This is a genomic window from Burkholderia sp. PvR073, assembly GCF_054055695.1.
Window position 1 is genome coordinate 148,752 of sequence record NZ_JBSRXO010000003.1, and the last position, 13,118, is coordinate 161,869.

General features: G+C 65.9%; 14 protein-coding genes. 8 read left to right on the forward strand and 6 right to left on the reverse strand.

The window, feature by feature from the left end:
- Positions 1-21: 21 nt before the first annotated feature.
- The 3 genes from ACVK00_RS12410 to rsmD all read right to left on the reverse strand — a co-directional run bounded on the left by ACVK00_RS12410 (position 22) and on the right by rsmD (position 1,570).
- Positions 22-288 (reverse strand): YfhL family 4Fe-4S dicluster ferredoxin, encoded by a 267-nt coding sequence (locus ACVK00_RS12410; protein WP_006760398.1) that lies wholly within the window; start codon positions 286-288, stop codon positions 22-24.
- A 58-nt stretch (positions 289-346) separates the two neighbouring features.
- Positions 347-844 carry a pantetheine-phosphate adenylyltransferase gene (gene coaD / locus ACVK00_RS12415; RefSeq protein WP_006398238.1) on the reverse strand — a complete coding sequence of 166 codons (498 nt, stop codon included), beginning with the start codon at positions 842-844 and terminating at the stop codon, positions 347-349.
- A gap of 111 nt (positions 845-955) precedes the next feature.
- On the reverse strand, positions 956-1,570 hold the full coding sequence (gene rsmD / locus ACVK00_RS12420; RefSeq protein WP_284894642.1) for a 16S rRNA (guanine(966)-N(2))-methyltransferase RsmD: 615 nt from the start codon (positions 1,568-1,570) through the stop codon (positions 956-958).
- 201 nt (positions 1,571-1,771) lie between these two features.
- Here rsmD and ftsY point away from each other — a divergent pair, with 201 nt between their 5' ends.
- Positions 1,772-2,938: a signal recognition particle-docking protein FtsY gene (gene ftsY, locus ACVK00_RS12425; RefSeq protein WP_284894641.1), complete on the forward strand. Its 1,167-nt coding sequence runs from the start codon at positions 1,772-1,774 to the stop codon at positions 2,936-2,938.
- 104 nt (positions 2,939-3,042) lie between these two features.
- On the opposite strand, the gene maiA is transcribed toward ftsY, so the two are convergent.
- Positions 3,043-3,687, reverse strand: coding sequence for a maleylacetoacetate isomerase (maiA, locus tag ACVK00_RS12430; protein WP_284894640.1), 645 nt, complete (start codon positions 3,685-3,687; stop codon positions 3,043-3,045).
- Between the two features lie 190 nt (positions 3,688-3,877).
- On the opposite strand from maiA, the gene ybiB reads away from it, so the two are divergent.
- Entirely contained in the window at positions 3,878-4,852 is a 975-nt protein-coding gene (gene ybiB, locus ACVK00_RS12435; protein WP_284894639.1) for a DNA-binding protein YbiB, read from the forward strand.
- Between the two features lie 410 nt (positions 4,853-5,262).
- Positions 5,263-6,909 (forward strand): 2-isopropylmalate synthase, encoded by a 1,647-nt coding sequence (gene leuA, locus ACVK00_RS12440; protein WP_284894638.1) that lies wholly within the window; start codon positions 5,263-5,265, stop codon positions 6,907-6,909.
- Positions 6,910-7,052: 143 nt separating this feature from the next.
- Here leuA and ACVK00_RS12445 read toward each other — a convergent pair whose 3' ends face one another.
- Together ACVK00_RS12445 and ACVK00_RS12450 are read right to left on the reverse strand one after the other, a co-directional pair.
- Positions 7,053-7,436, reverse strand: coding sequence for a nuclear transport factor 2 family protein (locus tag ACVK00_RS12445; RefSeq protein ID WP_228905756.1), 384 nt, complete (start codon positions 7,434-7,436; stop codon positions 7,053-7,055).
- 45 nt (positions 7,437-7,481) lie between these two features.
- Positions 7,482-8,051: an acyloxyacyl hydrolase gene (locus ACVK00_RS12450; RefSeq protein ID WP_284894637.1), complete on the reverse strand. Its 570-nt coding sequence runs from the start codon at positions 8,049-8,051 to the stop codon at positions 7,482-7,484.
- A 360-nt stretch (positions 8,052-8,411) separates the two neighbouring features.
- Here ACVK00_RS12450 and rpoH point away from each other — a divergent pair, with 360 nt between their 5' ends.
- The 5 genes from rpoH to cydX all read left to right on the forward strand — a co-directional run bounded on the left by rpoH (position 8,412) and on the right by cydX (position 12,866).
- Positions 8,412-9,347 carry an RNA polymerase sigma factor RpoH gene (gene rpoH, locus ACVK00_RS12455; protein WP_166723814.1) on the forward strand — a complete coding sequence of 312 codons (936 nt, stop codon included), beginning with the start codon at positions 8,412-8,414 and terminating at the stop codon, positions 9,345-9,347.
- A gap of 328 nt (positions 9,348-9,675) precedes the next feature.
- Entirely contained in the window at positions 9,676-9,954 is a 279-nt protein-coding gene (cydP, locus tag ACVK00_RS12460) for a cytochrome oxidase putative small subunit CydP (protein WP_416378709.1), read from the forward strand.
- Complete coding sequence (locus ACVK00_RS12465; RefSeq protein WP_284894636.1) at positions 9,944-11,521, forward strand: cytochrome ubiquinol oxidase subunit I; 1,578 nt, start codon at positions 9,944-9,946, stop codon at positions 11,519-11,521. Before cydP ends, ACVK00_RS12465 begins: the two co-directional genes overlap by 11 nt.
- 31 nt (positions 11,522-11,552) lie before the next feature.
- Positions 11,553-12,689 carry a cytochrome d ubiquinol oxidase subunit II gene (gene cydB / locus ACVK00_RS12470; RefSeq protein WP_284894635.1) on the forward strand — a complete coding sequence of 379 codons (1,137 nt, stop codon included), beginning with the start codon at positions 11,553-11,555 and terminating at the stop codon, positions 12,687-12,689.
- Positions 12,690-12,743: 54 nt separating this feature from the next.
- Positions 12,744-12,866: a cytochrome bd-I oxidase subunit CydX gene (gene cydX, locus ACVK00_RS12475; RefSeq protein ID WP_124615840.1), complete on the forward strand. Its 123-nt coding sequence runs from the start codon at positions 12,744-12,746 to the stop codon at positions 12,864-12,866.
- Positions 12,867-13,118 lie beyond the last annotated feature (252 nt).

Sequence of the window (13,118 nt, forward strand, 5' to 3'; positions counted from 1 at the left end):
GACGCGTGCGTCACGGCGGGGTCACTGCGCGTCGTCGCCCTTCGCGGCGGTCAACGCGTGATACTTCTCCATCAACTGCGCGTGCGATTCGTCATGCTGCGGATCGCGCGGAATGCATTCGACCGGACACACCTGCTGGCACTGCGGTTCGTCGAAATGGCCGACGCACTCGGTGCACTTGTTCGGGTCGATCACGTAGATATCCGGGCCCATCGAAATCGCGCCGTTCGGGCACTCGGGCTCGCACACGTCGCAATTGATGCACTCGTCGGTAATCATCAAAGACATACTGATCTCACTTCTTAGGCCAGCGGCCGGCTTCGAAATGAAACCGGCCGGCGCCGCATCACGCGGCCGGGCCTCCCATCGCGGCGACTTTCTCGGTCAACCACTTCTCGACGGACGGGAACACGAATTTGCTGACATCGCCGCCCAACTGCGCGATTTCGCGCACGATCGTCCCCGAGATGAACTGGTATTGATCGGACGGCGTCATGAACATCGTTTCGACGTCGGGCAGCAGATAGCGGTTCATCCCCGCCATCTGGAACTCATACTCGAAATCGGACACGGCACGCAGGCCGCGCACGATCACGCGCGCGTTGTTGGTGCGGACAAAGTCCTTCAACAGGCCCTTGAACCCCATCACCTTCACGTTCGGATAATGGCCGAGCACCTCGTTCGCAATCTTCAGACGTTCTTCCAGCGAGAAGAACGGCTTCTTCGCGCGGCTGTCGGCCACACCGACCACCAGCGTATCAAAAATGCTCGACGCACGCCGCACGAGGTCTTCGTGCCCGCGCGTCAGCGGATCGAACGTACCGGGATACACGGCGACTACCATGTCGCTCCTCCTGTCATCACGCAAACGGGTTGGCAGCCGTGCGATGCGCACGCCACTGCCGAGATGGGCATGCGTCGCCTTTCCGGCGCGCCGCCTCGTATGGAACGCGCATTATTCATCATTTTCGCGCTGCAGCAAATGGTAGTGAACCGCACCGGCCTTGCCGTGCTTGACCACTTGCCAGCCGGCGAGCGCTTCGTGCGCGGCCGGGTCGAGCTCCGCCCCCGTCTCGACGTAGAGCAAGCCATCCGGCGCGACGAGCGGCGCCGCCAGCACGATCACGCGATCGAGCACGGCCGCCTCGCCGAACGGCGGATCGAGGAACACGACGTCGAACGCGCCCGGGGTCAGCCCGGCCGCGAGCCGCAGCGCGTCGGCTTCCGCGACCTCGACCGAGCGCGCGCCGAGCTTCTCCTTGATCGCACGCAGCTGCTGCGCCGCGCGCGGGTGGCGCTCGACCATCACGACGCTTGTCGCGCCGCGCGACGCGGCCTCGAACCCGAGCGCGCCGGTGCCCGCGAACAGGTCGAGGCAGCGCCGGCCGTCGAGATCCTGGCCGAGCCAGTTGAACAGCGTCTCGCGCACGCGATCGGGCGTCGGCCGCAGGCCGTCGAGATCGAGCACGGCGAGCGGCGTGCGTTTCCAGTCACCGCCGATGATGCGGATCGTGTGCGGCTTGCCGCGGCCGGAGGGGGCCGCCGGGCGGCCGGAAGAGGAACGGGACATACGAAATATCGACGACGGAGGGACCGGGTGCGCACGGGGGCGCACCGCCAAACAGGCGCACGTTACCACAGCGGCGGCACCGGCTGACGCGAGTGCCGCGCCGCACTGATAAAATGCACGGTTTCGGCCGCCGTGCGCACGCCCGACAGCCCCTGCCGCGCGCCGCCCCGCGGCGCCCCGCCCTCTTCCCGACGTCAGACCATGTTCAGCTTCTTCAAACGATTCAAGAAAACGCAGGAGTCCGACTCCACGGAATCGCAATCGGCCGACGCGCTGCAACCGGACGAGCCGTCCGACGCGCCCGCCCGCGATGCCCGTCAGGCGATCGAAGCACCGCCCGCCCCCGCCCCCGCGCAACCGCAACCGGCCGCGCCGGCCGTCGTGATGACGGTCACGCCGACCAACGACGGCACCGACGAAGTCGTCGAAGCGGTCGAGATCGTGCCGCCGCCGACGCAGGACGCCTCGGCGAAGAAATCGTGGCTCGTGCGCCTGAAAACGGGGCTCGCGAAGACGGGTTCGAGCATCACCGGCGTGTTCGTCAACACGAAGATCGACGAAGACCTGTACGAAGAACTCGAAGCCGCGCTGCTGATGTCCGACGCCGGCGTCGATGCGACCGAGTACCTGCTCGGTGCGCTGCGCGAGAAAGTGCGAACCGGCCGGCTGACCGATCCGCAGCAGGTGAAGAGCGCGCTGCACGACCTGCTCGTCGAACTGCTGAAGCCACTCGAGAAATCGCTGATGCTCGGCCGCGCGCAGCCGCTCGTGATGATGATCACGGGCGTGAACGGCGCGGGCAAGACCACCAGCATCGGCAAGCTCGCGAAGCATCTGCAGAGCTTCGACCAGTCGGTGCTGCTGGCCGCGGGCGACACGTTCCGCGCGGCCGCGCGCGAACAGCTGGCGGTCTGGGGCGAACGCAACAACGTGACGGTCGTCCAGCAGGAAAGCGGCGACCCGGCCGCGGTGATCTTCGACGCGGTCAGCGCCGCGCGCGCGCGCAAGATCGACGTGATGATGGCCGACACGGCCGGCCGGCTGCCGACACAGCTGCACCTGATGGAAGAGCTGAAGAAGGTGAAGCGCGTGATCTCGAAGGCGCACGACGGCGCGCCGCACGAGGTGCTGCTCGTGATCGACGCGAACACCGGCCAGAACGCGCTCACGCAGGTGAAGGCATTCGACGATGCGCTCGGCCTCACGGGCCTGATCGTCACGAAGCTCGACGGCACCGCCAAGGGCGGGATCCTCGCCGCGATCGCGCGGCAGCGCCCGGTGCCCGTCTACTTCATCGGCGTCGGCGAGAAGGTCGAGGACCTGCAGCCGTTCAACGCCGTGGAATTCGCGGACGCGCTATTCGACTGAACGCCGCCGGCCCGCATCGCACGGGGCGCCTTCGGGCGCCCTTTTTCATGCGCGCCGGAAACTGCCAGCCGGCGGCCGCGGCATCGCTCGGCGTCACTCGGCATTCACTCGGCGTCGGGCTGCACGCCGGGCTCGGCGGCCTTGAACGCGTCGAGCGTCGACGCGTAATCGGCCACCCGCTGGATCGTCGGGAAGCGCGTCGTATCGATCGAGAACCGGTTCGCGTTGAACACCTGCGGCACGATGCAGATATCGGCGAGCGTCGGCGTGTCGCCGAAGCAAAGCTTGCCGGTGCGCGAATCGTTCGCGAGGCGCGTCTCGAGCGACGCGAAACCCGCCTCGATCCAGTGCCGATACCATTCGTTCTTCGCTTCCTCCGGCACCTTCAGCGTGTGCTTCAGGTACTTCAACACGCGCAGGTTGTTCAGCGGATGGATCTCGCACGCGACCTGCAGCGCGATCGCCCGCACGTACGCACGGTCGCCCGGCTGCTTCGGCAGCAGCGCGGGTTCGGGATGCGTTTCCTCGAGATATTCGATGATCGCGAGCGATTGCTGCAGCGTGGCATCGCCGTCGATCAGCGTCGGCACGACGGCATCCGGATTCACAGCGCGGTAGGCGTCCTTCAGTTGCTCGCCGCCGTCGCGCAGCATGTGCACGGGGACGGTTTCGTACGGCAGCTGCTTCAGGTTCAGGGCGATCCGCACGCGGTACGACGCGGAACTGCGGAAATAGCTGTAGAGCTTCATGGGATGTCTCTCGTAGTCATATTCGGCCGGCAACGCGATGCGCAGGGCACCGCCGGGAACCCGAGTTTAGCGCGCCGCGCGGTGCCGACGCGCGCGGCCGCGCCCTTGAGCGAGCCGCGCCCATGCGATACTCGGGGCATTCCTTACCGTTCACCGCGCGGCCCGATGCCGGCCGCCCGCCCCACGCCCGATGACCGCTCCCCACGACTCCGCAGCCTCGCCGTTCCCTTGCGCCCGCTTCATCAAGGAAATCGGCCGCGGCCCGAACGGCGCACGCGCGCTGTCCGCCGAAGACACGTTCGAGCTCTACCGCGCGATGCTCGATGGCCGCGTGTCGGACGTCGAGCTCGGCGCGATCCTGATCGCCTATCGCCTGAAGGGTGAAAGCGCCGACGAACTGGCCGCGATGCTCGCCGCCGCGCAGGCGTCGTTCGAACCCGTGCACGTGCAGGATGCCGCGTTCCGCCCGGTGTCGATTCCGAGCTACAACGGCGCGCGCAAGCAGCCGAACCTGGTGCCGCTGCTCGCGCTGCTGCTCGCGCGCGAAGGCGTGCCGGTGCTCGTGCACGGCGTCGAGCGCGATCCGGGCCGCGTGACGAGCGCGGAGATCTTCTCGGCGCTGTCGATCGCGCCGTCGACGTCGCACGACGCGATCGAGGACACGCTCGCCGAGCGCCGCGTCGCATTCGCGCCGATCGATGCGCTGGCGCCGCGCATCGCGCGCCTGCTGTCGATGCGCCGCGTGCTCGGCGTGCGCAACTCCACGCACACGCTGGTGAAGATCCTGCAGCCGTTCGCGCCGGCCGGGCTGCGGCTCGTCAACTACACGCATCCGCCGTACCGCGAGAGCCTCGCGCAACTGTTCCGCGATCATCCGGACGCCGCGCTCGGCGGTGCGCTGCTCGCGCGCGGCACCGAAGGCGAAGCGGCGGCCGACACGCGGCGCCAGGTGCAGGTCGACTGGCTGCACGACGGCGTGTGCGACACGCTGATCGAGGCCGAGCGCTCGTCGACCGACGCGCCGCCCGTCACACTGCCCGAATCGCGCGACGCGGCGACGACGGCCGCCTGGACGGACGCCGTGCTGCGCGGCGAAATTCCGGTGCCCGACGCGCTTGCGCGGCAGGTCGCGACAATCGTGCGGATCGTCCGGACCGCACCGTAAACGGTATCCCGGGTCGGCCGCATCCGGGTCGGCCCCTTTCGCGCCGACCTTTGAACCGACCATTTGACACGCGCATGCATCCTGGCATAGAGTTGTCGCCATGCGTTCCTTTCCGAACACCCTCCGAATTACCTCCGGCCGCCTAGCGCGGTCGCTATCGCTACGACTAGCCTAAGGCTCTCGTAGCGCCGTGTGCTGTCCGCACGGTCCCTCCAGCAGTTCCTCGCAGCACCCTTCTCGCAGTTTTTACAACCCGAAGTCGTCAGCATTCGTCCGTCTATCCGTCGGTCGATTCGCGAAGATCATCCGCATCCGCGGCGCGTTTTTTCCTGCGCCACGGTGCGAGGCAGCGCCAACCGTCGCCCCTGCCGCCCGTCTTCGCTCGCGACTTGAGACCCGAGGTCCAGAAGATGAAGCGCAACCCGCAAGACAAGTACCGTCCGTTCGAACCCGTCCGCCTCAATGGCCGCCGCTGGCCGACCCGCACCATCGAGCGTGCGCCGGTCTGGATGAGCACCGACCTGCGCGACGGCAACCAGTCGCTGATCGAGCCGATGAGCATCGAGCAGAAACTGGAATTCTTCGACATGCTGGTTGCGATCGGTTTCAAGGAAATCGAAGTCGGTTTTCCGTCGGCGTCGCAAACCGACTTCGATTTCGTCCGCAAGCTGATCGACGACAAGCGCATCCCCGACGACGTGACGATCGAAGTGCTCGTGCAGTCGCGCGAAGACCTGATCGCACGCACCTTCGACGCGCTCGAAGGCGTGCCGCGCGCGATCGTGCACCTGTACAACGCGATCTGCCCGTCGTTCCGGCGCATCGTGTTCGGGATGTCGAAGGACGACGTGAAGGCACTCGCGGTCGACGGCACGCGCCTCATCAAGGAACATGCGGCGGCCCGCCCGGACACGCACTGGACCTACCAGTACTCGCCGGAAACCTTCAGCATGACCGAACTGACGTTCGCGCGCGAAGTGTGCGACGCGGTCGCGCAGGCATGGCGGCCGACCCGCGATCACAAGATGATCGTCAACCTGCCGGCGACCGTCGAAGCCGCGGGCCCGAACGTGTTCGCCGACCAGATCGAGTGGATGGACCGCAATCTCGCGTACCGCGACAGCATCGTGCTGTCCGTGCATCCGCACAACGATCGCGGCACCGCGGTCGCGGCCGCCGAACTCGCGCTGCTCGCGGGCGCCGACCGCATCGAGGGCTGCCTGTTCGGCAACGGCGAGCGCACCGGCAACGTCGATCTCGTCACGCTCGCGCTGAACCTCTATACGCAGGGCATCGACCCGGGCCTCGATTTCTCCGACATCGACGCGGTGCGCCGCGTGGTCGAGCGCTGCAACCAGATTCCGGTGCATCCGCGCCATCCGTACGCGGGCGACCTCGTGTTCACCGCATTCTCCGGCTCGCACCAGGATGCGATCCGCAAGGGCTTCGCGCAGCAGCGGCCCGACGCGGTGTGGGAAGTGCCGTATCTGCCGATCGACCCGGCCGACCTCGGCCGCAGCTATGACGCGGTGATCCGCGTGAACAGCCAGTCCGGCAAGGGCGGCGCGACGTTCCTGCTCGAACGCGGGATGGGCTTCACGCCGACGCGCCGCGTGCAGATCGAATTCAGCCACGCGGTGCAGACGCTCGCCGACGCGTCCGGCGAGGAAGTGACCGGCGATGCGATCTGCGCGCTGTTCGCCCGCGAATTCTTCGAGACCGCCGGCCCGGCCGCGCGCCACGGTGATGCCGCACGCTGGCAGAACCGCGACATCGCGGCTGCGCCGCCGGCCGACGCGACGCCCGAAGACGCCGTGCAACGGATGGCCGCAGCCTTCGCGACGGCGGCCGGCGCGACGATCGACGTCGCGTCGTGCGAACACGCGCGCACGACGGACGGCAGGATCGCGGTATCGGTCGGCTGCCGGATCGGCGATGCGCCGCTGCGGCACGGCGTCGGGGTGCACGCCGATGCGGCGAGCGCCGCGCTCGACGCGGTCGTCAGCGCGATCAACCGCTCGACCTGGCAGTGCGCCGACCGACGCGCGGCGGCCTGAGCACCGGGTTTCACTTCAGGGTTTGAACGTCAGGGAGCGGGGCGTGACCGCCCGTGCGCCGCGCGATCCGCGCCGCACGGGCCAGCAAAAAGCGGCCCAGGAGGCCGCTTCGGTGGGGACATGCAAAGGAGCGCCACGCGCGCTCATGTCTCGGTCGCGCACCGCGTCGCCTGCCACGCCAGCAGGCGCCAGTGGCCCCGCTCGTGGGTATGGACGGCCGTATAGGCGATCGGAAACACCAGCCCGCCGTTGTTCGTTTCCATCTCGATCAGCGCGCGCCCGGTGACGACGCAGGTGGCGTCGCCGACGGGCAGCAGGTCCTGCGACTGGATTTCGATCTGACGATAGCGGCGGCGGCCGGCGACGATTGCGTCGATGAACTGCTGCTTGGTTTCGCGTTTGCCGTTGGTGTGCACGAAGAACACCTTGTCCGACAACTGCGCGTCAAGCGCCTCGCCGTCCCCGTCGACCATCGCCCGGAACCGATCGCGCTCGAGTGCGCGAATCGCATCGACCACCTTCGTCATCGCCTGACTCCTCGGCAACGCGCCCGCCGTGCGCGGGCGTGCGGATCAGAAGTTGTACTGCACGTAGAACTGGTGGAAATTTATACCAGGATTCGGCTCTTTGATACCCGCGTTAGACACATGTTGAAAACGGTAACCGAGCTGATATTGTTGGCGTTCTCCGAACTGCGCGCCGACACCGACCACGTCCGCGAACTGGAAGGACGTCGACAGCGACAGATTGTTCGAGATCGTCGGGTGAGTCAGGAACCGGATGCCGGCGCCGGCCTCGATGAACGGGCGAACCTGGCCCGCGCTCTTGATGAAACGGAACATCGGCGTCGCGCCGAACTCCCCGATATTGGCGTGAACGTTGCCGCCGGTATGCCAGTAGCCGGCGTGGCCTTCCATCACGAACGCGAAGTGCCAGCCGCCGATTTCCCACCAGTTCCAGCCCGGATCCCACACCACCGCGAGATCGGCCTTGTCGATCCCGTGGCGATCGGAAAACCCGCCGCCCGCCTGGATCCCCCACCGGTCCGCGAATGCGGCCCCCGATCCGCCCAGCAGCGACGCCGCCAGCAGCGCATCCAGCGCAAGCCGGCGAGGGGACCGGCGATTCTTCTTATTGTTCATCTGACACTCCAACTTTGCGGGTTGAATGGAGCCTTGCCGCAGCGGCCGGCCCGAGCGAACTGAATGGTATGGTAAAGGACTTTTCGGATCGGCATCACGAAGCGAAATTGTTTGCTTCCAAAACTACAAAAATCGAAAACGTCTACTGATTACCATCTGAAACAAGGGTTTACGGAACTTCGTCCAGCGAGCCCTGTCGCAAATTAGACTATCGACTCGACAAGTTCGATAGAAAAACCGGGAACTTGGATGCCCACGCGCCCTCTAAGGATTAGCACTCGAATTACGGGAGTGCTAAGATGGGCCCCGGAATCTCATCCGAGACCAGGGGTTTGTCCCTGATTCCAAAGGAGTTTTTTAGTGAGCCACGCCCTGACCCTTCCGAACACCCTGAGCCCGACGCCGGCCAAGGCCGAATCGGCAGGCTCGCTGGCGCTCGCAACTCATTCGATGTTGCCGGGCCAGCTTGGCAACATCGACGCGTATATCCAGGCCGTCAACCGGATCCCGCTGCTGACCGCCGAGGAAGAACGCCGCTATGCGACCGAATTCCGCGAAGACAACAACCTCGACTCGGCACGCCGCCTCGTGCTGTCGCACCTGCGGCTCGTCGTGTCGATCGCGCGCAACTATCTCGGCTACGGCCTGCCGCACGGCGACCTGATCCAGGAAGGCAACATCGGCCTGATGAAGGCGGTGAAGCGTTTCGACCCGGCGCAAAACGTGCGCTTGGTGTCGTACGCGATCCACTGGATCAAGGCCGAGATCCACGAGTACATCCTGCGCAACTGGCGGATGGTGAAGGTCGCGACGACGAAGGCGCAGCGCAAGCTGTTCTTCAACCTGCGCAGCCACAAGAAGAGCATGCAGGCGATGACGCCCGAGGAAATCGACGGCCTCGCGCAAGAGCTCAACGTCAAGCGCGAAGACGTGACCGAGATGGAAACGCGCCTGTCGGGCGGCGACATCGCGCTCGAGGGGCAAGTGGACGACGGCGAGGAGTCGTATGCGCCGATCGCCTACCTGGCCGATTCGCACAACGAGCCGAGCGCCGTGCTCGCCGCGCGTCAGCGCGACATGCTGCAGACGGACGGCATCGCGCAGGCGCTCGAGGCGCTCGACGCACGCAGCCGCCGGATCATCGAGGCGCGCTGGCTGCACGTCGACGACGACGGTTCGGGCGGCTCGACGCTGCACGATCTCGCGGCCGAATTCGGCGTGTCGGCGGAACGCATCCGCCAGATCGAAGCGAGCGCCATGAAGAAGATGCGCACCGCACTCGCCGAATACGCATAAATCCGCGATTTAGAGCGCTTCACCGAAAACCGCTGCCCGACCGGCAGCGGTTTTTTTTCGTCTGTCGTTTCGCACATTGCTCCGCTAATTAATCGGCCTTATTGACCGGCTATCGGACGGATTCCAGCCCCATCCGCATACCCTTGATCTACCTCAAGTTTTGGCCCGCGATTCGCGACGGTCTGCCGCAGCGCGGCACTCGGCATCGGAAAGCCGGCGCTTTAAAATTGGCATGTCGGCTTAAAAGGATTAAAACAGCTTAAGTGCCGTCATAAATCCGACGTAAAGTCGCCCCAAAACCCACGTAAATCGATTCAGGATAATCGCCTTGATCTCGATCAACAAAGAGCCTGCGCCGCCTCCCCCGCGGGCCGCCGGCACGATCGGCTGGCGCGCGCGCATCGCCGCGTGGGCGCGCGGCCCGACCCTCATGCGCGACATCACGCTGGTGCTGATCGTCAAGCTGATCCTCCTGATGTCGCTCAAATACGCATTCTTCAATCATCCGCAGGCCGAGCACATGTCGCTGCCGCCTGCCGTCGTCGCCGAGAAGCTGCTCTCGGTGCCGGCTCCTGCATCTACCGAGGGAGACCACCATGATAAGTAGCGAAGTCGTCGATCTGTCACGTCTACAGTTCGGCATCACGGCGCTCTACCACTTCCTGTTCGTGCCGCTGACGCTCGGCCTGTCCTGGCTGCTCGTCATCATGGAAGCCGTCTACGTGATGACCGGCAAGCAGGTCTACAAGGACATGACCCAGTTCTGGGGCAAGCTGTTCGGGATCAACTTCGCGATGGGCGTGACGACCGGCATCACGCTCGAATTCCAGTTCGGCACGAACTGGTCGTACTACTCGCACTACGTCGGCGACATCTTCGGCGTGCCGCTCGCGGTGGAAGGCCTGATGGCGTTCTTCCTCGAATCGACGTTCGTCGGCCTGTTCTTCTTCGGCTGGAACCGCCTGTCGAAGATCAAGCACCTGATGGTCACGTTCCTCGTGGCGCTGGGCTCGAACCTGTCCGCGCTGTGGATCCTCGTCGCGAACGGCTGGATGAACAACCCGGTCGGCGCGGCGTTCAACTACCAGACGATGCGCATGGAGATGACGAGCCTGTTCGACGTGCTGTTCAACCCGGTCGCGCAGGTGAAGTTCGTGCACACCGTGTCGGCCGGCTACGTGTCGGCGGCGATGTTCGTGCTCGGCGTGTCGTCGTGGTACCTGCTGAAGAAGCGCGACGTCGACTTCGCGCTGCGCTCGTTCGCGGTCGCGGCCGGCTTCGGCCTCGCAGCGACGCTCTGCGTGATCGTGCTCGGCGACGAATCGGGCTATACGACCGGCGAAGTGCAGAAGATGAAGCTCGCCGCGATCGAATCCGAATGGGAAACGCAGCCGGCACCCGCGTCGTTCACGCTGATCGGCATTCCCAACCAGGAAGCGCAGCGCACCGACTATGCGATCAAGATCCCCTACGCGCTCGGCCTGATCGCGACGCGCTCGATCGACGAGCCGGTGATCGGCCTGCGCGAGCTCGCGAAGCACAGCGAGGAGCACATCCAGAGCGGGATGGTCGCGTACGGCGCGCTGCAGAAGATCAAGCAGGGCGACACGAGCGAGGCGACCCGCGCGTTGTTCGACCAGCACAAGGAATATCTCGGCTACGGGCTGATGCTCAAGCAGTTCACGCCGAACGTGACGGACGCGACGCCCGAGCAGATCAAGGCCGCCGCGAAGAAGACGATCCCGCCGGTTGCGCCCGTATTCTTCTCGTTCCGGATCATGGTGGCCCTCGGCTTCCTGTTCGTCGCGACGTTCGTTGCCGCGTTCTGGTTCTGCGCGCGCCGCGAGCTGCTGCAGGACAACCGCCGCTGGTTCCTCCGCTACGCGGTGTGGGCGATTCCGCTGCCGTGGATCGCGATCGAATTCGGCTGGATCGTCGCCGAGCTCGGCCGCCAGCCGTGGACGATCGCCGGCGTGCTGCCGACGCACCTGTCCGCGTCGAGCCTGCAGCCGAGCGACCTGTACCTGAGTCTCGCCGGCTTCATCCTGTTCTACACCGCGCTGTTCGTCATCGAGATCAAGCTGATGTTCAAGTACGCGCGCCTCGGCCCGTCGTCGCTGCATACCGGCCGCTATCACCACGAACTCGCCGCCGGCGAGCGTGCCACGGTTTGAGCACGCGCCCGCAACGGAACAAGGAATCGCTATGGACTATGCAACTCTCAAGCTGATCTGGTGGCTGCTCGTCGGCGTGCTGCTGATCGGCTTCGCCGTCACCGACGGCTTCGACATGGGCGCGACCGCGCTGCTGCCGTTCCTCGGCAAGACCGACGACGAGCGCCGCATCATCGTCAACACGGTCGGTGCGACGTGGGAAGGCAACCAGGTGTGGCTGATCACGGCCGGCGGCGCGATGTTCGCCGCGTGGCCGCTCGTCTACGCCGCGTCGTTCTCCGGCTTCTATTTCGCGATGCTGCTCGTGCTGTTCGCCCTGTTCTTCCGGCCGGTCGGCTTCGACTATCGCAGCAAGCGGCCCGACCCGCGCTGGCGCGCGGGCTGGGACTGGGGCCTGTTCGTCGGCGGCTTCGTACCGGCGCTGGTGTTCGGCGTCGCGTTCGGCAACCTGCTGCAGGGCGTGCCGTTCAAGTTCGACAGCGACCTGCGCGTGACCTACTACGGCGGCTTCTGGGCGCTGCTGAACCCGTTCGCGCTGCTCTGCGGGCTCGTCAGCCTCACGATGCTCGTCGCGCACGGCGCCGCGTTCATCAAGATGAAGACCGACGGCGTGATCGCGCGCCGCGCGTCGATCGCACTGCGCGTGTCGGCACTCCTGGCGGTCGTGCTGTTCGTGCTGGCCGGGGTGCTGGTCGCGTCGACGATCGGCGGCTTCCACATCACGCACGCCGCGCCGAACGACACGGTCGCGAACCCGCTGCTGAAGGACGTCGCCGCCGGCTCGGGCCTGTGGCTCGCGAACTACGGCGAGTATCCGTGGATGATGGCGGCGCCGCTGGTCGGGATCGCGGGCGGCCTGCTCGCGCTGCTGCTCGCCGGCTCCAGACAGGAAAAGACGGCGTTCTTCTGCACCGGCCTGATGGTCGCCGGCGTGATCCTGACCGCGGGCTTCTCGATGTTCCCGTTCATCATGCCGTCGTCGCTCGACCCGCGCAGCAGCCTGACCGTGTGGGATTCGACGTCGAGCCACATGACGCTGCAGGTGATGCTGTTCGCGGTGATCGTGTTCCTGCCGATCGTCCTGCTCTACACGAGCTGGGTCTATCGCGTGATGCGCGGCAAGGTCACGCGGCAGACGCTCGAAGAGAACGAGCACTCGATGTATTGAACCCGGCCGGGGCGCGCACGCGCCCTCGCCCACCGTTTCGCAAGGAGTCGGATCATGTGGTATTTCAGCTGGATTCTCGGTATCGGCGTCGCGCTGTCGTTCGGCATCGTCAACGCGATGTGGCTCGAAGCGCGGCAGAAGCCGCAGGAAGCGCCGGCGCGCGCGCGCCGCGACTGACGCGTGCGCGGTGGCGGCGCGCACCTCGCCCGCCACCGCTGCGTCGGGAACGAACCTCGCTTCATGCGAGGTTTTTTTTCGTCCGGGCAGTGGGGGCACGCGCCGCAGGCCGATCCCAATTTAGCGCCAGATTGATACCACTTGAATACCAATAAAAGGTTTCATATGATCGTTGGACGCGGCCGCCGACAGGCCGAATCCATTTGAGTGGGGGAGACATGCGAATCCCGTGTGTGGCGCGCGCCTGCGCGT